The organism is Nocardioides sp. (genome assembly GCF_016462705.1).
Lineage (GTDB): Bacteria > Actinomycetota > Actinomycetes > Propionibacteriales > Nocardioidaceae > Nocardioides.
Genome location: NZ_JAEMSS010000003.1, coordinates 23377 through 42407, shown reverse-complemented (window position 1 = coordinate 42407; position 19031 = coordinate 23377). Strand labels below are relative to the sequence as shown.

Annotated in this window: 20 protein-coding genes; 8 read left to right on the top strand and 12 right to left on the bottom strand. The window is 71.3% G+C overall.

Features of this window, described 5'->3' with window-relative positions; translation table 11 throughout:
• Nucleotides 1-38 precede the first annotated feature (38 nt).
• Both JHD21_RS00825 and cobA read right to left on the bottom strand, forming a co-directional pair.
• Nucleotides 39-842 (bottom strand): RNA methyltransferase, encoded by an 804-nt coding sequence (locus JHD21_RS00825; RefSeq protein WP_292670865.1) that lies wholly within the window; start codon nucleotides 840-842, stop codon nucleotides 39-41.
• A gap of 21 nt (nucleotides 843-863) precedes the next feature.
• Nucleotides 864-2087, bottom strand: coding sequence for a uroporphyrinogen-III C-methyltransferase (gene cobA, locus JHD21_RS00820; RefSeq protein ID WP_292670864.1), 1224 nt, complete (start codon nucleotides 2085-2087; stop codon nucleotides 864-866).
• Between the two features lie 69 nt (nucleotides 2088-2156).
• On the opposite strand from cobA, the gene JHD21_RS00815 reads away from it, so the two are divergent.
• Nucleotides 2157-2684: a YbhB/YbcL family Raf kinase inhibitor-like protein gene (locus JHD21_RS00815; protein WP_292670863.1), complete on the top strand. Its 528-nt coding sequence runs from the start codon at nucleotides 2157-2159 to the stop codon at nucleotides 2682-2684.
• A gap of 29 nt (nucleotides 2685-2713) precedes the next feature.
• Here JHD21_RS00815 and JHD21_RS00810 read toward each other — a convergent pair whose 3' ends face one another.
• Nucleotides 2714-3556: an AraC family transcriptional regulator gene (locus JHD21_RS00810; RefSeq protein WP_292670862.1), complete on the bottom strand. Its 843-nt coding sequence runs from the start codon at nucleotides 3554-3556 to the stop codon at nucleotides 2714-2716.
• A gap of 27 nt (nucleotides 3557-3583) precedes the next feature.
• Between JHD21_RS00810 and JHD21_RS00805 the strand changes: the two genes are divergently transcribed.
• Nucleotides 3584-4063: a VOC family protein gene (locus tag JHD21_RS00805; RefSeq protein ID WP_292670861.1), complete on the top strand. Its 480-nt coding sequence runs from the start codon at nucleotides 3584-3586 to the stop codon at nucleotides 4061-4063.
• 23 nt (nucleotides 4064-4086) lie between these two features.
• On the opposite strand, the gene JHD21_RS00800 is transcribed toward JHD21_RS00805, so the two are convergent.
• The 5 genes from JHD21_RS00800 to JHD21_RS00780 are packed head-to-tail and all read right to left on the bottom strand — an operon-like array spanning nucleotide 4087 to nucleotide 7394.
• Nucleotides 4087-4854, bottom strand: a complete 768-nt coding sequence (locus JHD21_RS00800) for a hypothetical protein (protein ID WP_292670860.1) — start codon at nucleotides 4852-4854, stop codon at nucleotides 4087-4089.
• Complete coding sequence (locus JHD21_RS00795; protein ID WP_292670859.1) at nucleotides 4851-5783, bottom strand: ATP-binding cassette domain-containing protein; 933 nt, start codon at nucleotides 5781-5783, stop codon at nucleotides 4851-4853. The genes JHD21_RS00800 and JHD21_RS00795 overlap by 4 nt, the downstream gene beginning before the upstream one ends.
• A complete protein-coding gene (locus JHD21_RS00790; protein WP_292670858.1) occupies nucleotides 5780-5989 on the bottom strand; it encodes a helix-turn-helix transcriptional regulator in 210 nt (69 codons plus the stop codon). Before JHD21_RS00790 ends, JHD21_RS00795 begins: the two co-directional genes overlap by 4 nt.
• On the bottom strand, nucleotides 5989-6495 hold the full coding sequence (locus JHD21_RS00785) for a DUF2975 domain-containing protein (RefSeq protein WP_292670857.1): 507 nt from the start codon (nucleotides 6493-6495) through the stop codon (nucleotides 5989-5991). The genes JHD21_RS00790 and JHD21_RS00785 overlap by 1 nt, the downstream gene beginning before the upstream one ends.
• A 50-nt stretch (nucleotides 6496-6545) precedes the next feature.
• Nucleotides 6546-7394: an SDR family NAD(P)-dependent oxidoreductase gene (locus JHD21_RS00780; RefSeq protein ID WP_292670856.1), complete on the bottom strand. Its 849-nt coding sequence runs from the start codon at nucleotides 7392-7394 to the stop codon at nucleotides 6546-6548.
• A 22-nt stretch (nucleotides 7395-7416) separates the two neighbouring features.
• Here JHD21_RS00780 and JHD21_RS00775 point away from each other — a divergent pair, with 22 nt between their 5' ends.
• Genes JHD21_RS00775 through JHD21_RS00760 form a run of 4 tightly spaced genes read left to right on the top strand, consistent with a single transcriptional unit; the run spans nucleotide 7417 to nucleotide 10665 of the window.
• Entirely contained in the window at nucleotides 7417-8037 is a 621-nt protein-coding gene (locus JHD21_RS00775; RefSeq protein WP_292670855.1) for a hypothetical protein, read from the top strand.
• Nucleotides 8038-8058: 21 nt separating this feature from the next.
• On the top strand, nucleotides 8059-8859 hold the full coding sequence (locus tag JHD21_RS00770) for an ABC-2 family transporter protein (RefSeq protein ID WP_292670854.1): 801 nt from the start codon (nucleotides 8059-8061) through the stop codon (nucleotides 8857-8859).
• On the top strand, nucleotides 8852-9682 hold the full coding sequence (locus JHD21_RS00765; RefSeq protein WP_292670853.1) for an ABC-2 family transporter protein: 831 nt from the start codon (nucleotides 8852-8854) through the stop codon (nucleotides 9680-9682). Before JHD21_RS00770 ends, JHD21_RS00765 begins: the two co-directional genes overlap by 8 nt.
• A complete protein-coding gene (locus JHD21_RS00760; protein ID WP_292670852.1) occupies nucleotides 9682-10665 on the top strand; it encodes an ATP-binding cassette domain-containing protein in 984 nt (327 codons plus the stop codon). The genes JHD21_RS00765 and JHD21_RS00760 overlap by 1 nt, the downstream gene beginning before the upstream one ends.
• Here the strand turns inward: JHD21_RS00760 and JHD21_RS00755 are convergent.
• From JHD21_RS00755 to JHD21_RS00740, 4 genes are read right to left on the bottom strand one after another with little or no spacing between them, the layout of a single operon-like run.
• Nucleotides 10622-11767: a PP2C family protein-serine/threonine phosphatase gene (locus tag JHD21_RS00755; RefSeq protein ID WP_292670850.1), complete on the bottom strand. Its 1146-nt coding sequence runs from the start codon at nucleotides 11765-11767 to the stop codon at nucleotides 10622-10624. The two genes, JHD21_RS00760 and JHD21_RS00755, sit on opposite strands and share 44 nt — an antisense overlap.
• Before the next feature lie 23 nt (nucleotides 11768-11790).
• Complete coding sequence (locus tag JHD21_RS00750; protein ID WP_292670848.1) at nucleotides 11791-14223, bottom strand: FAD-dependent oxidoreductase; 2433 nt, start codon at nucleotides 14221-14223, stop codon at nucleotides 11791-11793.
• On the bottom strand, nucleotides 14216-15127 hold the full coding sequence (locus tag JHD21_RS00745; RefSeq protein ID WP_292670847.1) for a phosphotransferase: 912 nt from the start codon (nucleotides 15125-15127) through the stop codon (nucleotides 14216-14218). The genes JHD21_RS00750 and JHD21_RS00745 overlap by 8 nt, the downstream gene beginning before the upstream one ends.
• A complete protein-coding gene (locus tag JHD21_RS00740) occupies nucleotides 15124-16746 on the bottom strand; it encodes an amino acid permease (protein ID WP_292670845.1) in 1623 nt (540 codons plus the stop codon). Before JHD21_RS00740 ends, JHD21_RS00745 begins: the two co-directional genes overlap by 4 nt.
• A 154-nt stretch (nucleotides 16747-16900) precedes the next feature.
• Between JHD21_RS00740 and JHD21_RS00735 the strand changes: the two genes are divergently transcribed.
• Both JHD21_RS00735 and JHD21_RS00730 read left to right on the top strand, forming a co-directional pair.
• Entirely contained in the window at nucleotides 16901-17632 is a 732-nt protein-coding gene (locus tag JHD21_RS00735) for an FCD domain-containing protein (protein ID WP_292670843.1), read from the top strand.
• 7 nt (nucleotides 17633-17639) lie between these two features.
• Nucleotides 17640-19025, top strand: a complete 1386-nt coding sequence (locus tag JHD21_RS00730; protein ID WP_292670841.1) for a glutamine synthetase family protein — start codon at nucleotides 17640-17642, stop codon at nucleotides 19023-19025.
• Nucleotides 19026-19031: the final 6 nt, after the last annotated feature.

The following is a 19031-nucleotide window of genomic DNA, read 5'->3' as shown; positions in this document are numbered from 1 at the left end:
CGACGGTATCCGTGATCAGCCTCGAGGATCAGTGGTGCTCAGCGGTGCGACGTGACGTAGCAGGCGACCGCGGCCGCGGCGGCGACGTTGAGGGAGTCGACGTCGGCAGACATCGGGATGATCGCGCGTCGGTCCGCCACCTCTTCCCAGCGGCGCGAGAGACCGTGGCCCTCCGAGCCCAGGACGAGGGCGACCCGGTCCAGCCCGGCGACGGACTCCTCGACGGGGCGCGCGTCCGGGGCGAGAGTCAGGGCGACGGTGGTGAAGCCGAGCCGGCTCAGCGACGGGAGCGCGTCGGCCCAGTCGGGGAGCCGGGTCCACGGCAGCGCGAAGACGGCGCCCATGCCGACCTTGACCGACCGCCGGTAGAGGGGGTCGGCGCAGCGCGGCGCCAGCAGGACTGCGTCGAAGCCGAACGCCGCGCCGCACCGGAAGATCGCGCCGACGTTGGTGTGGTCGACGACGTCCTCGAGCACCAGGACCGAGCGGGCGCCGGCCAGGACGTCCTCGACGGGGGGTAGGGCTCGGCGTTCGAGCGAGGCGAGCGCACCGCGGTGCACGTGGAAGCCGGTGACCTCCTCGGCGAGGTCCTCGCTCATGACGAAGCAGGGCGCGTCGCTGGCGTCGAGGACGTCGCGCAGGCCGTCGAGCCAGCGTGGCGCCATGAGGAACGAGCGGGGCGTGAATCCGGCGGCCGCGGCGCGGCGTACGACCTTCTCGCCCTCGGCCAGGAACAGCCCGTGCTCGGCTTCGTGGTGCTTGCGTAGCTCCACGTCGCGCAGGTCGCGGTAGTCGGCCAGCCGGGGGTCGGTGGGGTCGGTGACCTCGATGAGCTCCGCCATCTCAGGACACCTCAGGCCGTCTCAGGCATAGCGGGCGGGATGGGCGACCGCCACGACGTCGCCGACGACGAGGATCGCGGGCGGTGCGACCGACTCCCGCTCGAGGTCGGTGGCCAGGCCGGCGAGGGTCGACAGGACGGTCCGCTCCCCCGGCATGCTGCCCTGGCAGATCACGGCGACCGGTGTGCCCGGCTTGCGCCCGCCGGCGAGCAGGACCTCGGCGATGGCGGGCGCGTTCTCGACGGCCATCATCAGCACCAGGGTGCCGGTCAGCCGCGCGACCGCGTCCCAGTCGGTCAGGGACTCGGGGTGACCCGGGGGCAGGTGGCCGGAGATGACGGTGAAGTCGTGGGCCACCCCCCGATGGGTCACCGGGATGTTGGCCAGGCCCGGCACGGACACGGGGCTGGTGAGACCGGGGATCACCGTCACCGGGACACCCGCCTCCCGACAGGCCAGGACCTCCTCGTAGCCCCGGCCGAAGACGAAGCTGTCGCCACCCTTGAACCGCACGACCCGCTTCCCGGCGAGTGCGTGCTCGACGATGAGCCGGTTGATCTCCTCCTGCTGGGCGGAGCGGCCGCGGGGCAGCTTGGCGACGTCGATGAGCTCGACGTCGGCCGGGAGCTCGCCCAGGAGCTCGCGAGGCGCGAGCCGGTCGGCCACGACCACGTCGGCCTCCATCAGGGCCCGGCGCCCCGCGACGGCGATGAGGTCCGGGTCGCCCGGCCCACCGCCGACGAGCGTGACCCCCGGGGTGTGGTCGCGCTGGTGGCGGGCGGTGATCCGCCCCTCGCGCAGCCCCTCGAGGATCTCGTCGCGGACGGCCGCCGAACGCCGTGGCTCGCGGTTGCCGAGGACCGCCACCGTCACTCCCGCGTGGCGACCGACGGCCGGGGTCCAGGCGCTGGCCCGGGTGGCGTCGTCCGCCCGGACGCAGAAGACCCGGCGGGCCTCGGCGCCGGTGCTGACCAGCTCGTTGACCGCGCGGTCGTCCGTGGCCGCGATCACGTACCAGGCGCCGTCGAGGTCCGCGTCCTCGAAGCCCCGAGCCTCCCAGTGGATCTCGCCGTCGGTCGCCATCCCCTCGATGGCGGGCGTGACCACGGGAGACACCAGGTGGACGTCCGCCCCGGCGGCGATCAGCTGCGGCACCCGTCGCTGGGCGACGTGCCCGCCGCCCACGACGACGACACGCCGGCCGCCGAGCCGCAGCCCGGCGGGGTAGGTCACCTCCTCGTCCACCGGTCCATCATCGCGGGCCGCGGACTATGGTCGGAAACCGTCCGACCGCCGCGAGACACAGGAGCCGTGATGAGCCTCGACCGCCCCGTCAGCCCCGACCCCTACGAGCTGCTGCCCAGCGTCCCGTCGTTCACCGTCACCAGCGACGACGTGACCGACGGCCAGCCGCTCGAGGACGACCAGGTCAACGCGCACGGCGACCGCTCCCCGCAGCTCTCCTGGTCGGGGTTCCCGGAGGACACCAAGAGCTTCACCGTCACCTGCTTCGACCCGGACGCACCGACGCCGTCCGGCTTCTGGCACTGGGTCCTGGTCGACCTGCCCGCCGACGTGACCTCGCTCGAGGCCGGCGCGGGCGCGGAGGGGGCGGCACTGCCCGGCAACGCGTTCATGTGCCGCAACGACGGCGGGGTGAAGGGGTTCATGGGTGCCGCGCCCCCGGAGGGCGACCAGGTGCACCGCTACTACTTCGTGGTGCACGCGGTGAAGGAGGAGAGCCTCGGGGTCGACGCCGACGCGTCCCCTGCCGTGGTCTCGTTCAACCTGGCGTTCAAGACGGCGGGCCGGGCGATCATCCACGGGACCTACCAGCACTGATCCTGGCTGAGCCCCGGGCCGACCTCCGGTCAGGGCCGGCGCGCGGCGTACGCCGCCGGTGACTGCCCGACCAGGGCGGTGAAGTCCCGGGTGAAGTGCGCCTGGTCGAACCAGCCCAGCTCCACGGCGAGCGAGGCGAGGTCGCCGTAGCGGCCGGTGTCGATGCGGTCGACGGCGTCATGGAGCCGGGCCCGCCGCAGCACCCACTTGGGGCCGACCCCCACGTAGCGCCGGAACAGCCGCTGGAGGGTGCGCTCCGAGACGGCGTGGCGACGCGCGGCCAGGTCGACGGTCGTCAGGGTGGGGTCGTCGCGGATCTGGTCGACGATGGTCAGGACGGCGTCGTAGCGCGGGTCCCGGCCCGGCGCCCGGCTGAGCAGGAAGCCGTCGGCGACCGCCGCCCGGTCGGCGTCGGCCGGCACCGCGAGGACCTGGTCGAGCAGGGTCGCCGCCGAGTCGCCGAACGCTGCCGACAGCGGCAGCACCCGATCGGTCCAGGCGCCGACGTCCGCCCCGGTGAAGGCCCCGAAGCCGCCCGGGTGGAACTTCACACCGAACACCCGTCCGGCGCCGACCAGCTGGTGGCTGAACCTGCGGGTGACCACGCCGTGCACGAGGCCCGCCGGCATGGCGTGGCCGAAACGTGGCCGGGTGCCGCTCTCGACGGTCACGTGGACCGAGGGATGCGTGACGACCTCCGCCACGAACGGAGCCCCGCCGCGGAGGTCCCACTCGACGGTCCAGTAGTGCTCGACCCAGGCGGTCAGCGCCTCCGCGGGCGCCAGCCGGTCCCGGCGCACGACCGCGTCCTGCAGCTCCGGACGCAGGATCCCGACCGCCCGCTCGGCTGTCGCGTTCGTCCAAGAACCCACGTCTGGAGCGTAGGGAGGATCGGGGACATGACGAACTTCGTGCCGGACGGCTACACCAGCCTGACCCTGTTCCTGTGCGTCGACGGTGCCGCCGCGGCCATCGACTTCTACACCTCGGTGCTCGGGGCCGAGGTCGTGTCCAGGAACGACCTGCCCGACGGTCGGGTCGCCCACTGCGAGCTGCAGCTGCCCAGCGGTCGGATGCAGCTCAGCGACCCGGATCCCGAGCACCACCTGGTGCCGCCGTCGGGGGCCGACGACGTGCACCACTCCACGGTCCTCTACGTGCCCGACGTCGACGCGGTCCACGCGAAGGCGGTGGCCGCCGGCGCCAAGAGCTACGAGGCGCCGCAGACCTTCGTCACCGGCGACCGGTTCTGCTCGATGCTCGACCCGTGGGGGCACCGGTGGGCGATCCTGACCCGGGTCGAGGACGTCAGCCCCGAGGAGGCCCAGCAGCGGGTCGACGCCTGGCTCGCCGAGCAGGTCGAGCCGGCCGGATCCTGACGCTCGGCGCGGGTCCGCCGGGGTCACCCGGTCGCGTCGGTGCGCACCAGGCGCCACCCGCCGACGGCGACCGCGGAGACCGCCCACACGACCAGGGTGAGGCTCGCCGAGGTCGTCGTCATGTCGTCGCTCGGCCCCTCACCGTAGATCAGGAAGAGGGCGCCCGACCCCAGCAGGTGCTCGGCCACCGTGGTCGACCAGGAGTACCCCAGCTGGGCGAGGAGCAGGGGCAGGACCAGGACCAGGCCGATCACCGTGACCAGACCTCCCGCGGTGCTGCGCAGCGCCAGTCCGACGCCCGAGCCCAGCAGTGCTCCCGATGCGAAGACGAAGGCGAGTCGGCCGAGGACCTGTGCTCCGTCCCCGACGGGCAGGCCGAACTCGGGGAGGAACACCCACACCATGACGCTGGCACCGCTGACGGCCACGACCCCCAGGAGCGTGGTGGTCGCGACGACCACGCCGGAGCGGGCGGCGAGGAGGACGCCTCGGCGTGGTGACCACTGAAGTGTCGGGACGATGCCTCCGGTGCCGTGGTCGGCGGTGGTGGTGACCACCGCCAGGGCGAGGACGCCGAACAGGGCGAACATCCCCGTCGGCTGGCCGCCGTCCCAGGCGGTGGACCCGGGCGACGCGACGGACGGGTCACCGGAGGTGGAGTAGCCGACCAGGGTGCCGAACCCGAGGACGGCCAGGACCGTCACCCCGGCCAGGATCCAGCTCGACCGGACGCTCCAGATGCGGTGCCACTCGGCCGTGCCGGTGCGGACCAGGACCGCGCCCGCCGTCATCGCCCGGCTCCGCTCGCGGCCGCGCCGTGGAACTCGACGCTCTCGCCGGTCAGGGCCAGGTAGGCGTGCTCCAGCGACTGCTCGACCTCGGACAGGAGGTGGAGCGGCAGCCCGTCGGCGTACGCCGCGTCACCGATCTCGACCGCGCTCAGTCCGGTGACCTCGAGCTCGTCCGGACCGGTCCGCTCGATGGCTGCGCGGCCGGAGAACCCCGTGGTCAGCGCGTCGGCCAGGTCGTCCGCCCTGGCCGTCCGGACCCGGACCCGAGGTCCGCTCAGGCCCCGGAGCATCTCGTCGAGCTCCGCGTCCGCGATCAGCCGCCCGCGGCCGATCACCACCACGCGGTCCGCGACCACCTGCATCTCGCTCATCAGGTGGCTGGAGACCAGGACCGTGCGGCCCTCGTCGGCGAAGCTCCGGAAGAGGCCTCGGATCCACCGCACCCCGTCGAGGTCGAGCCCGTTGACGGGCTCGTCGAACAGGAGGGTCTGCGGGTCCCCCAGGAGGGCGGCGGCGATGCCGAGGCGTTGGCGCATCCCCAGCGAGTACCCCTTGATCCGCCGACCGGCGACCTTCTCCAGACCGACCTGGGCGATGACCTGGTCCACCCGGGAGAGCGGGAGCCCGTTGCTGCGCGCCGCGATGCGCAGGTGGGCGCGGCCGCTGCGACCGGGGTGCACCGCTCCCGCGTCCAGGAGCGCGCCCACCGTGCGCAACGGCGCGGGGAGACCGGCGTACGACCGGCCGTCGACCGTGGCGGTGCCCGCCGTCGGCCGGTCGAGCCCCAGCACCATCCGCATGGTCGTGGACTTGCCGGCCCCGTTGGGGCCCAGGAACCCGGTGACCTTGCCGGCACCGACGTCGAAGGTCAGGTCGTCGACGGCGCGGGTGCGCCCGTATCGCTTGGTCAGGCCACGCACGCTGATCACGCCTCGGGCTCCCATCGGAGCAGGTCGCCGGGCTGGCACTCGAGCACCTCGCACAGGGCCTCGAGGGTCGTGAACCGCACCGCCTTGGCGCGCCCGTTCTTGAGCACGGCCAGGTTCGCCGGCGTGATCCCGACCCGCTCCGCCAGGGTGCCGACCGGCATCTTGCGCTTGGCGAGCATCACGTCGATGTCGACCACGATCGGCATCAGATGACCTCGTCCAGCTCGGACTGCAGGCTCCGGGCCTCGTCGTCGCGGGCCACCGCCTGGGCCAGGAGCGCGCGCTGGACCATGACGACCAGCGCCACCCCGGCGATCACCAGGGAGAGGCCACAGATCAGGCCGACCACGCCGGGGGCGACCTCGTCACCGGGGGTGGTGCGGTTGCTGATCGCCGCCACCACCGCGACGCCGAAGGTGAGGGCCGACGCCGCCAGGATCGCGCCGACGATGATGTCGACGAAGCGGAACGCCGCGGGCGAGAAGACGGTGCCCCGGCGGACCATCGTCAGCAGCCGCCAGATGCACACGGCGGTCACCTGCATGCAGACGATGACCAGCACGAAGATCACGATCAGCGGGACTCGGACCTCAGGCCGGGCGTCGTCCATGTCTTGCCACATGAGCGGCGTGAGCAGGCACTGGACGAGCACCGAGCCGGCGAAGGCGATGGCGATGACCACACGCAGCGCCAGGATGGCGAGATTTCCCATGTCGTCTCCTTAGATCGAACAACGACAGGAATCTATCGTTATTCGACAGGTCAGACAAGCGTCAGCCCGGTGAGCTCGGCCGACCGCTCCCACAGCCCGTCGACGAGCGACTGGTCGCCGGCCTGCTTGTTCTCCCGTCCGTCGACCTTGAACCGGCTGTAGTAGCGCCCGTTGACCTCGGGGTCGGGGCCGCGTTCGGCGAGGGCGATCAGCGGGGCCGCGCCGTCGGCGACGCTGATGGTGCCGAAGCGCCGGAGCGGCGTCCGGTAGAGCAGGCCGACGAACCACGAGTCGCGCCCGAACGAGGTGCCGGCCGGGCCCGGGTGGACCGCGACCGAGACGATGCCGTCGCCTGCCCAGCGCTGAGCGATGCCCCGGGTGAAGAGGATGTTCATCAGCTTGCCGGTGCCGTAGGCGGTCATCTCCATCGACCGCCGGTGCTGGTAGTCGAGGTCGTCGAGGACGATCTTGCCCCCCAGGTTGGCGATGCTCGAGGTGTTCACGACGAGCGAGGAGCCCGCCGCGACGAGCTGCGGCCGCAGCAGGTGGGTGAGCAGGTACGGCGCCAGGTGGTTGATCTGGAAGTTGGGCTCGTGGCCGTCGTGGGTGGTCCTGGACGGGGCGAAGGTGCCGCCGGCGTTGTTCATGAGCACGTCCAGTGACTCGACCCGCTCCCCCACCTCGGCGGCCAGCCGGCGTACGTCGTCGAGCCGGGAGAAGTCGGCGACGAGCGGCTCCGTCCCGACCTCCTGGGCGACCGGCCGGAGCTTGTCGGCCGAGCGCCCGGTCACGAGCACGGTCGCGCCCTTCCGGGCCAGGACCCGCGCGGTCTCGGCCCCGATCCCGTCGCTGGCCCCGGTCACCAGGACCGTGCGGCCCGCCATCGTCGTGTCAGTCATGCCGTGAGCGTAGGGCGGACCCGTGCAGTCGATCAGCGGCGGACCCGGCATGATGCGGCCCGTGGAGTCCACGGGGAGGCGCAGCCTGATCTGGCTGCCCGCACTCATCCTGGCGCTGACCGTCGGCCAGCTGGCGGTCGCGACGTTCGTCCCGGGGATCGAGCGGTTCGAGGACAAGGCCTTCGGTGCCCGGCTGGCGGCGTACCCGGTGATGATGCTCTTCGTCCCGGCGATCTGGTGGCTGACGGTCAAGCGGAAGCGTCCGGACGCGGAGGTGCCCTACCTCGCGTTCGCCCTGGTCATGCTCGGGTTCCTGGTCGACACGACCGGCAACAGCCTCGACTACTACGACACCCTCGACTGGTGGGACGACCTCAACCACTTCGTCAACTGGGTCTTCCTCAACGCCGGGATCGGCCTGCTCGTCGTGGGCGCCGTGCGACCGCCCTGGGCCCGGGTGGTGCTGGTCGCCGGGATCGGGTCCCTGCTCGCGCTGGGCTGGGAGATCGGTGAGTGGTACACGTTCATCCGGCACGGCACCGAGATCGAGACGGCGTACGAGGACACGCTCGGTGACATGACCCTCGGCACCCTGGGCGGCACCCTCGCCGCGCTGCTAGTGGCCAGGGCGAAGCGCGGGTAACCTCTCGCCGGTGATCCACCGGTGAGCCTCCACGTCGCCGTCGCGACGCGGGCCTTCCGCCGCTACTCCACCTATCGGGCGGCGACCCTGGCCGGGATCTTCACCAACTCCGTGTTCGGCGTCATCTACTCCTACGCCTACCTGGCGCTCTGGGCCGCCAACCCCGACGCCGGCGGCTACGACGCCGTGGACGCGGTGACCTTCGTCTGGCTGGGCCAGGCACTGCTGATGACGGTCGCGCTGTTCGGCGGCGGCAGCACCGAGGACCTCGCCGAGCGGATCCGCACGGGGGACGTCGCCATCGACCTCTACCGGCCGGTCGGCCTGATCGGCTGGTACCTCGCCTCGGACCTCGGCCGAGCCGCGTACCACCTGCTCAGCCGGGGACTGGCACCTCTGGCGGTGGGTCTGCTCCTGTTCGACCTCACGCTGCCCGTGTCGCCGCTCCACGCGCTGGCCTTCGTGGTCAGCCTCCCGCTCGCCGTGACCCTGAGCTTCACGGTTCGCTTCCTCGTCGCCTGCAGCGCCTTCTGGTTGCTCGACTCGAGCGGCCTCCGGGTGCTGTCGCTGGGGTTCGCGCTGTTCTTCAGCGGGATGACGCTGCCCCTCGTCCTGTTCCCGGGCTGGCTCGGCACAGTGGCGGAGGCCATGCCCTTCGCCGGGTTCCTCCAGGTCCCCGCGGACCTGTGGCTGGGACGGCACGAGGGCGTCGACATCCTGGCCCGCCTCGGGTTCCAGGTGGGGTGGATCGTCGTGCTCCTCGCCGCCTGCGCACTGGTGCTCCGCGCCGCCACCCGGAAGGTGGTGCTCCAAGGTGGCTGAGATCCAGGCTGAGGACTCGCTCTCCGCGCGCGGTCACGTCGGCATGTACGCCGCGATCGCGGGCCTGTGGGTGCGCGCGGCCTGGGTCTACCGCACCTCCTTCGTCACCCTGGTGGTCGCCAACGGGCTGATCACCGGTCTCGACGCGGTCGCCATCTGGATCATGTTCAGCCAGCTCGACCTGCTCGGCGGCTTCGCGCTGCACGAGGTGGCGCTGCTGTATGGCGCCTCGTCCCTGGGACTCGGGATCGCGGACACGCTGATCGGGAGCGTCGAGCGGATCGGCGAGTACATCCGCACCGGCCGCCTCGACCAGATGCTCACCAAGCCACTGCCCCTGCTGCTCCAGGTCTGCGCGGACCAGTTCACGCTGCGCCGGCTGGGCCGCATCACGCAGGCGGCCGTCGTGTTCGCGTGGGCGGCGGCGTACGTCGACTGGACGCCGGCCCGGGTCGGCGTCGCGGTCGTCATGGTGGTCTCCGGCGGGGCGATCTTCTTCGGGCTGTTCGTGACGTTCTCGTGCATCCAGTTCCTCACCAAGGACGCGACCGAGTTCGCCAACGCGTTCACCTACGGCGGGGCCACGCTCACGCAGTACCCGCTCACGATCTTCCCGCGCGAGGTGATGCGCTCGCTGACGTTCGTCGTGCCGGTGGCGTTCGTGAACTGGTACCCGTGCCTCTACCTGCTGGGCCGCGACGACCCGTTCGGGCTGCCCGGCTGGCTGCAGCTCTGCTCGCCCGTCGCCGCGGTGGCCATGGTGGGAGTCGCCCTGCTGACCTGGCGGGCCGGTGTCCGCCGCTACACCTCGACAGGATCGTGATGACCCGGCCCGTGCACCACCCACTCATCGACGTCAGGGACCTCGCCCGCACCTTCGTCCGGCGGCGCAGGATCGGCCGCCTGCGGCGCACCACCGACACCGTGAAGGCGGTCCACGACCTGTCCTTCACCATCGACGCCGGAGAGATGGTCGGCTACATCGGCCCCAACGGGGCTGGGAAGTCGACGACGATCAAGATGCTCACCGGGATCCTGGTCCCCACGTCGGGCGCGCTCACGGTGGCGGGACTCGAGCCGCAGCGCGACCGCGTCGAGCTGGCGAGGAGGATCGGCGTGGTCTTCGGCCAGCGCACCACGCTGTGGTGGGACCTCCCGTTGCGCGACTCCTTCGACCTGCTGCAGAAGATCTACCGCACCGGACCGGCACGCCACCGGGAGAACCTCGGGCGCTTCGTCGAGCTGCTCGACCTGCAGGACCTGCTCGACACTCCCGTCCGGCAGCTCAGCCTCGGGCAGCGGATGCGCGGCGACATCGTGGCGGCGCTCCTGCACGACCCGGAGATCCTGTTCCTCGACGAGCCCACCATCGGCCTCGACGTGATCAGCAAGGGCCGCCTTCGGGAGTTCCTTCGCGCGCTCAACGCCGAACGGGCCACCACGCTGGTCCTGACCACCCACGACCTCCAGGACATCGAGGCGCTGTGCGACCGGGTGATCGTCATCGACCACGGCACGGCGGTGTACGACGGCAGCCTGACCGGGCTGCACCAGCGCGGCGGGTCGACCAGGACGCTCGTGGTCGACCTGGTCGACGAGGCACCGCCCATCGACGTCCCGGGTGCCACCACGCGGCGGGTGGAGGGGCCGCGTCAGTGGCTGGCGTTCCCCGCGGACGCGTCGGCCGCTCCGGTGGTGGCGGCCGTGGCGGCGGCGTACGACGTGGCGGACCTGTCGATCCAGGAACCGGCCATCGAGGACGTCATCCGCGAGCTGTACTCGACTCCTCCGGCTCCGCCCGGGTGACGACGGGCTCCCGGCTGAGGATCAGCACGGCACGGTCGTCGTCGCCGCGGGCGACCTGGCCGATCACCCGTTGCGCGGCGCCGGCGAAGCCGCGGCTGACCGCGTCGCGGGCGATGCGTTGGAGCCAGGCGATGCCCACGTCGAGATGTGCCGTGCGGGACTCGACGACCCCGTCGGTGTAGAACATCAGGGCCTCGCCGGGGCACAGCCTGCCGTCGGTCCGGTGCAGCTCAGGGTCGGTGAGCACTCCCAGCGCGGTGCCGCGGGCGTTGTCGATCACCCACTCACGCGTGGGCAGGTCGTACCGCAGCGCGGGCGGGTGACCGGCGCTGGTGATCTCGTAGGTCCCGTCGGCGAGGTCGACCACGAGGTGCACGGCCGTGGCGAACTGCTCGTCCTCGGGCTGCCGGAGCAGGAAGTCGTTGGCGGCACGGAACAGGTCGATCGGCGGGAGGGCCCCGATCAGCCCACCCAGCGCGCCGGCGAACTGGAGCGCGGCCGGTCCGGCCGCCGTGCCCTTCCCGACCACGTCCACGAGGATCACCTCGAGCCGGCGCCGGTCCTCACTGAGGTCTGCGACCAGGAAGTCGCCGGCGTAGTGGGCACCGTCGGAGGCGATCATCGCGGTCTGCGAGTGCCACCCCGACGGGAGGTCAGGGACCGTGCCCTGGCGCTGGAGCCGGCCACGCAGGTCAGCGAGCAGCGCTTCGCTGAGCGGCCCCGGCAACCCGTTTCGCTGCCGGCTGGCCTGGAAGACGACCATCGCGACCGCCACCAGGTAGAGCGCCACGGCGACCAGCCGCTGCCCCGTCATGGACCCCCGGGCGACCTCCGTGACGATGACGGCGACCGTGTTCCAGCCGACGGCCACCATCAGCGGCTCGAAGCGCAGCAGGAGCATGGCGGCCAGCAGCCACACGAAGTACGCCGCCAGCGGCATCCACGCCGGGGCGGCCAGCGAGACCACGAAGGACACGCTGATGCCGACGAGGAGCACGACCAGGGCGTAGAGCTGGGACTCGCGCGAGCCGGTGCGCCAGCTGCGCACGCGACCGCTGACGTAGCCCGTCACCCCTCCGTGGGTGGCCCGAGTCTCCACCACGGCGTCAGGGTATCCCGCCTCGATCAGGCCAGCGGGGCTCTCAGGGAGACCTGCACGGCGTGCCGACGGCCGGCGACGTCGACCTCGAAGCGTGCCCCCGCCAGCGATGCGGCGGTCACCGGAGCGGCCGCCCTCAGGTAGGCCAGCCCGACCGCGGCCCCGACGGTCGCCCCCCAGGCCGCGCTGGTGACCTGCCCCGCCGGCTCGCCGTCACGGAGCAGCAGCTCGCCGCCCCAGAGCATCGGCTCGGGGTCGTCGAGCACGAAGGACACGAGTCGCCGCCGAGGCCCGCCCGCTGCGAGCTCCTCGCGGTGCGCCTCGAGAGCCGCGCGGCCGAGGAAGTCCTTGTCCGTCTTGAGCCCGGTCGCGAACAGGAGGCCGGCCTCGACCGGTCCGAAGTCGGGCGTCAGCTCGCGGGCGAACGCGCGGTAGCCCTTCTCCAGGCGCATCGACTCGATCGTGTAGTAGCCCGCGTTGGCCACGCCGAGCGTCTTCCCGGCGGTCATCAGGGCGGCGTACACCTCCCCCGCGTCGGTGGTCGGCACGAGGAGCTCCCAGCCGAGCTCGCCGACGTAGGTCATCCGGGTCGCGCGCACGCGTGCCGGGACGAGGTCGATCTCCCGGCTGGTGGCGAACGGGAAGCCCTCCTCCGACAGGTCGTCGTCGCTCAGCAGGCCGAGCAGGTCGCGGGACGACGGACCCATGACGCCGAGCACCGTGTAGTCCCCCGTCACGTCGAGCGCCTCAACGGGCGTGTGCCGACGGATCCAGTCCAGGTCGCGCACCGTCGTCGCCGAGCTCGACAGCACCAGGAACGCGTCCGGGGCCGTGCGGGTCACGGTCACGTCGGCTTCGTAGGTGCCGCGCTCGTTGAGGAACGGCGTGTAGACGCTCCGGCCCACCGCGACGTCGACGTCGGCCGCGCACACCCACTGCAGGGCGGCGAGCGCGTCCGGCCCGTCGACGACGTACTTGGAGAACGAGGTCTGGTCGAACACCGCCACGCCGGACCGGCAGGCGAGCTGCTCGGCGACCGACCACTCGAGCCAAGACGGCTTGGCCCAGCTGTAGTCGAGCTCGGCGCCGGGGGTCGGCGCGAAGACGTTGGGCCGCTCCCAGCCCATCTTGGAGCCGAAGACCGCCCCGGCCTCCGCCAGCCGGTCGTGCAGCGGGCTCCGGCGTACGTCGCGGGCGGTCGCCACCTCGAGGTTGGGCCACGGCACCGCGTAGTGGAGCCCGAGGACCTCGGCCACCCGGTCCCGCAGGAACGAGCGGTCGGCGTGGAACGGCGCGAACCGGCGGATGTCGACGCCCACGAGGTCCCCCGTCGGTTCCCCTGCCACGATCCACTCCGCCAGGGCCCGGCCGGCGCCGCCGGCGGACGCGATGCCGACGGAGTTGAAGCCGGCGCCGATGAAGGCGTTCTCGACCTCGGGAGTGCGGCCGAGGAGGAACTGGTTGTCCGGGGTGAACGACTCCGGGCCGTTGTAGAACTTGCGGATGCCGGTCTCGGCAAGCGCCGGGACCCGGTGCAGCGCCTCGTCCATCAGCACCGAGAAGTGCTCCCAGTCCTCCTCGAGCAGCTGGAACTCGAAGGGGTGCGGCAGGTCGTCCGGTGCGCGCCAGGGCTTCGCCTCCGGCTCGAACCCGCCGACGACCAGGCCGCCGACCTCCTCCTTGAAGTACGTCCAGCCATCCGGGTCACGCATGATCGGGAGGTCCGGGTGGGTGCCCTCGACCGCCTCGGTGACGACGTAGAAGTGCTCGGCTGAGTGCAGCGGCACCGTCGTGCCCAGGAGCAGACCCACGGCGTGGGCCCACTGGCCGGCGCAGTTGACGACGACCTCGCACTCGACGTCGCCGTGGTCGGTCCGGACCGCGGTGACCCGCGGTCGGCGGCCACCGGTGTCCACCTCGAACCCGGTGACCCGCACCTGTTCCCGGACTGTCGCGCCACCCAGCCGGGCGCCCTTGGCCAGCGACTGGGTCAGGTCGGTCGGGTTGACCTTGCCGTCACCCGGGAGCCAGATGGCGCCCAGCAGGTCCTCGACCTGCATCGGCGGCCAGAGCTCCTGCGCCCGCTTCGGCGAGATGAGCTCGCACTCCAGGTCGTACGCCGCCGCGTTGGCGGCCGTGCGCCGGAGCTGGACCATCCGGTCCTCGGTGCGGGCGACGATGACCCCGCCGACGTTGCGGTAGCCGGTCGCCAGGCCGGTCTCGGCTTCGAGGGAGGCGTAGAGCTCCGCGGAGTACTGCACGAGACGGGTGCCGCTCTCGCTGGCCCGCAGCGGTCCGACGAGGCCGGCGGCGTGCCAGGTCGTCCCACCGGTGAGGTGGCCCTGCTCCAGGAGCAGCACGTCGGTCCAGCCCAGCTTGGTGAGGTGGTACGCCACCGAGCAGCCGACGACTCCCCCGCCGACGACGACGACCTGGGCGCGTGCGGGAACGTCAGCCACCGGTGCCCGCCACCTCCCTCAGCAGCCGGTCGAGCTCCGGCCCCCGGAACGTTGCCTCGGCCTTGTCGAACCGCTCCATGCCCCAGCCGTGGAAGTCGAAGTCCATCGGGCTCGTGGCGGCCTGGATGAAGCCCCACAGAGACCATCCGTACTGGCTGCAGAGCGCCTGCAGCCGCACCCGGGCCAGGTCCGCGGCGGTCGGGCTGCCGAAGTAGGCCTCGGTGTAGGCCTCGGTCTGCTCCGGGGTGAAGTCGCACTCCGTCGAGGTGTTGCCGAGCTCGAAGCAGGCGTCGTTGTTCCCGGAGTATTCGTAGTCGATGAGCCAGACCTGGTCGTCGTCGTCGATGAAGTTGGCGGCCAGCAGGTCGTTGTTGCAGGGCACGGTCGGCCGCGGGTCGGTCAGCAGTGCCCGGCGCACCGCCTCCCAGGCGTCGGCGTGGTCGTCGTACGTCGCCGGCAGGGCGAACCCGCGCTCCCTCACGACGGCCAGGTAGCCCGCCTGGCGCTCGAACATGTCGAAGTGGTTGGTGAACCGGCCACCGGCGTGCAGCCGCCGGCATGCCTCGGCGGACCTCGCCAGCACGGCGGCATCGCGGAACGAGTCGTTCACCAGCGGGTGCCCCGGGAGGAACTCGATCACCAGCATCCCCAGGTCCGGCCGGTACTCCACGACCCCCGGGCCGACACCCGCGCCGGCCGCGACGACGGTGTTGAGGTGCTCGGCGTCCCGGTCGATCCCGAGCAGCCCGGGGTCCCCCTGCGAGCAGCGCACCACGAGGTCGAGGGGCTCGCCCTCGTCGGTCGTGGTCACCCTCAGGTTGCGGTTGGTCAGCCCGCCCGGCAGCTCGGTGACCGACCAGGACCGCCCCGCCAGGACGGCGAGGCGGCCCAGGTCAGGAGTCACGCCCGTTCGTCGAAGGCCTCGACGACCGCCGGGTCGATCGTGTGCTTGGGACCCGTGTACCAGTTCTTCGCCGAGACGCTCCACCAGATCCAGAGGATGACGAGCGACCCGATGGTCAGCACCGGTGCGTAGTTGACGAACTTCAGGTCGAAGTTCTCGCTGAACGGGCTGCCCGCCGGGACGAACGGCAGCACGAAGTAGACGCAGATGATCGCGATCTCGGCCACCGCGATGAGGTTCATCCACTTGTACTTCTGGCCGTTGTTCCAGGAGCCGGGCTCGAAGGCGTCGCCGATCTTCCACCGGAGCCAGATCGGGATCAGGAAGGCCAGGTAGAGGCCGATCACGGCGACCGAGACCACCGCGTAGAAGGCGGTCGGGACGATCAGCGGCTCCTCCTCGGTGCCGATGTTGACCTCGACCAGCGCCGGCAGGGTGATCAGCGCGGCGACGACCGCGACCAGCAGCACCGCGTTGGCCGGCACCTTGGCCGCGTTGACCTTGGACCACAGGCCGGACCCGGGGATGGCCCCGTCCCGGCTGAACGCGAAGGTCATCCGGGACGCGCTCGTCATGCAGGCCGTGGTGCAGAAGAACTGCCCGACCGCCGAGACCAGGAGCACGGTGGCGGCGAGGTCGTTGTCCAGGGCGGAGGTGAAGATGTACGCCACCCCACCGCCCCCGACGCCGGCGTTGTCGGGGTTGCCCGCGGCGTCGTCCGGGATCGCGAAGAGGAACGTCAGGAGGAGGATCCAGCCACCGATCGCGGAGTAGAAGATGGACCGCCAGATCCCCTTGGCGGCTCCTTCAGAGGCGGCCTGGGTCTCCTCCGAGAGGTGTGCGGACGCGTCGAACCCCGTGATCGTGTACTGCGTGAGCAGCAGCCCGAACGGGATGACGAGCAGCCAGTACAGGGCGCTGTCGTTGGCGCCGTCGGAGTAGCCGGAGTTGTTGAAGCGCTCGGTGAAGACGTAGCTGAAGCTCTGGTGGTTGTCCGGCACGAAGATGAGCACCACGACGATGAACGCGGCTCCCACAACGTGCCACCACACCGAGACGTTGTTCATGACCGCCATCAGGTGGCCGCTGAAGATGTTGAGCAGCGAGGCGATGGCGAGCAGCACCAGGAAGATGACGAACACCCGGCTCAGCGAGTAGTCCTCGGCCCAGCCCTCCGAGAAGACGCTCAGCGTGAGGTCGATGAACGTGGCACAGCCGTAGGCGACCGACGCGGTCACGGCGACCAGGCCGATCAGGTTGAGCCAGCCGGTGAAGAACCCCGCCCGCGGGCCGCCCAGCTTGGACGCCCACCAGTAGATGCCACCCGAGGTGGGGTAGGCCGACACCAGCTCGGACATGGTGAAGCCGATGATCAGGATGAACGCCGAGACGATCGGCCAGCCCCACGAGATCGCGACGGGACCGCCGTTGTTGAAGCCCTGGCCGAAGGTCGTGAAGCAGCCGGCCAGGATCGAGATGATCGAGAAGGAGATCGCGAAGTTGGAGAAGCCGGACCACGTCCTCGACAGCTCCTGCTTGTAGCCGAGCTTCGCGAGGGTCGCCTCGTCCTCGTTGAGGTGCGGATGATGTGGGTGGATCTGCTCGTGCGCTTCAGGCATGGGACACCTTCCAGGAGGAACGTCCGAATTGATCGGGAACCTAGACCCGTGGCGTTCGGGCTGTAAATGCCCTGCGGTAAAAATGGTATGAACTCAGACCATTAGCCCCCGCTCTCGTTGACACCGCGTGTCCGTCGTCCTGAGGATGTCCGCCATGGCCCTGCCGTCCCCCCACCTCCCCGCAGCCGTGCTGCGGCCGGTGCGGGGCCATCACGCCTTCGAGGCGTGCGTGGAGCAGCTGGCGACCGCCATCCGGCTCGGCGTCTACCCGCGGGGCACCACGCTGCCGGCCGAGAGGGACCTCGCCGAGCTCCTGGGGGTGTCGCGGGCCACGCTCCGTGAGGCGATGGCCGCACTACGTCAGGCCGGTCTCGTGGAGACCACCCGGGGCCGCAGCGGCGGCACCGTCGTCACCCTCAAGCCCGGCACCCCGTCGGCCCGGGCCGCGGCCCGCATCACCGACGACCGGCGGCGGGACTGGCTGGACTCGCTGGACTACCGCCGGATCGTGGAGCCAGGTGCCGCGGAGCTCGCCGCCTCCCGGCCGCTCGACGACGTGCGCCGGCAGCAGCTCGAGCAGGCTCACACCGAGGTGGCCGCCGCGGACAAGCCGGCGGCGCACCGGCAGGCGGACTCCCGGTTCCACCTGACGATCGCGGCGCTGACCGACTCACCGCGGACCGTCGAAGCGGTGACGTCGGTGCAGTCCGTGCTGCACGAGATGCTGCTGGCGATCCCGGTGCTGGGCACCAACATCGCCCACTCCGACCGGCAGCACGCCCGGCTGGTCAACGCCATCCTCGCCGGGAAGCCCGACCGGGCGCGCAAGGTCATGCAGGAGCACTGCGACGACACGGCCGCGCTCCTGCGCGGCCTCGTGGGATAGGAAGACCGTGGCCCGAAAACCCCAGAGCCCGCTCCGCAACGACAGGCACCTGTCGATGGAACAGCTGGTCGTCCGGATCGAGGACGGTGAGGTCGACACGGTCGTCGTCGCCTTCACCGACATGCAGGGCCGGCTCCAGGGCAAGCGGCTGCACGGTCGCTACTTCGTGGACCACGTGGTCGAGCACGGCACCGAGGGCTGCAACTACCTGCTCGCCGTCGACGTGGACATGAACACCGTCGGCGGCTACGCCATGTCGTCCTGGGAGCGCGGCTACGGCGACATGGAGTTCGTCCTCGACGACCGCACCATCCGGCTGCTCACCCACCTGCCGAGGACCGCGATGATCCAGTGCGACCTGGTCTGGCTCGACCATGCCCCGGTCGTGCAGTCGCCCCGGACCATCCTCCAGGCCCAGCTCGACAAGGCGGCTGCCCAGCAGTGGCAGGTCCTGGCCGGGACCGAGCTGGAGTTCATCGCCTTCGACACGACCTACGAGGCGGCCTTCGACGCCGGGTACCGCGACCTGACGCCGGTGAACCAGTACAACGTCGACTACTCGATCCTCGGCACGACCCGGGTGGAGCCACTGCTGCGCGCGATCCGCAACACGATGTACGCCGCGGGCCTGGACGTCGAGGGCGCCAAGGGCGAGTGCAACTTCGGCCAGCACGAGGTCGGCTTCCTCTACGCCGACGCGCTCACCACGGCCGACAACCACGCGGTCTACAAGACCGTCGCCAAGGAGATCGCGGCCCAGCAGGGCAAGGCGATCACCTTCATGTCCAAGTTCGACCAGCGCGAGGGCAGCTCCTGCCACATCCACCTGTCGCTGCGCGGTGAGGACGGCTCGCTGGTCTTCTGGGACGCCGACGCCGGGACGTCCACCCCGCTCTACGACTCGTTCGTCGCCGGCGTCCTGGCGACGATGGCCGACTTCACGCTGCTCTACGCGCCCAACATCAACTCCTACAAGCGCTTCGCCGCCGGGTCGTTCGCCCCGACCGCGATCGCCTGGGGCCAGGACAACCGCACCTGCGCGGTGCGGCTGGTCGGGAGGGGGGCCGGTGCCCGCATGGAGAACCGGGTCCCCGGCGCCGACGTCAATCCCTACCTGGCCCTGGCCGCGATGCTCGCCGGCGGCCTCCACGGCATCGAGCAGGGGCTCGAGCTCGAGCCCGAGCTGGTCGGCAACGCCTACGACTCCGACAAGCCGCACGTCCCGGGGACGCTGGCCGAGGCTCGCGAGATCTTCGCGGCCTCTGCCGTCGCGCGGTCGTGCTTCGGCGACGAGGTCGTCGACCACTACGTCAACATGGCCGACGTCGAGCTGGCGGCCTACAACGCCGCGGTGACCGACTGGGAGCTGCGCCGGGGGTTCGAACGCCTGTGACCACGT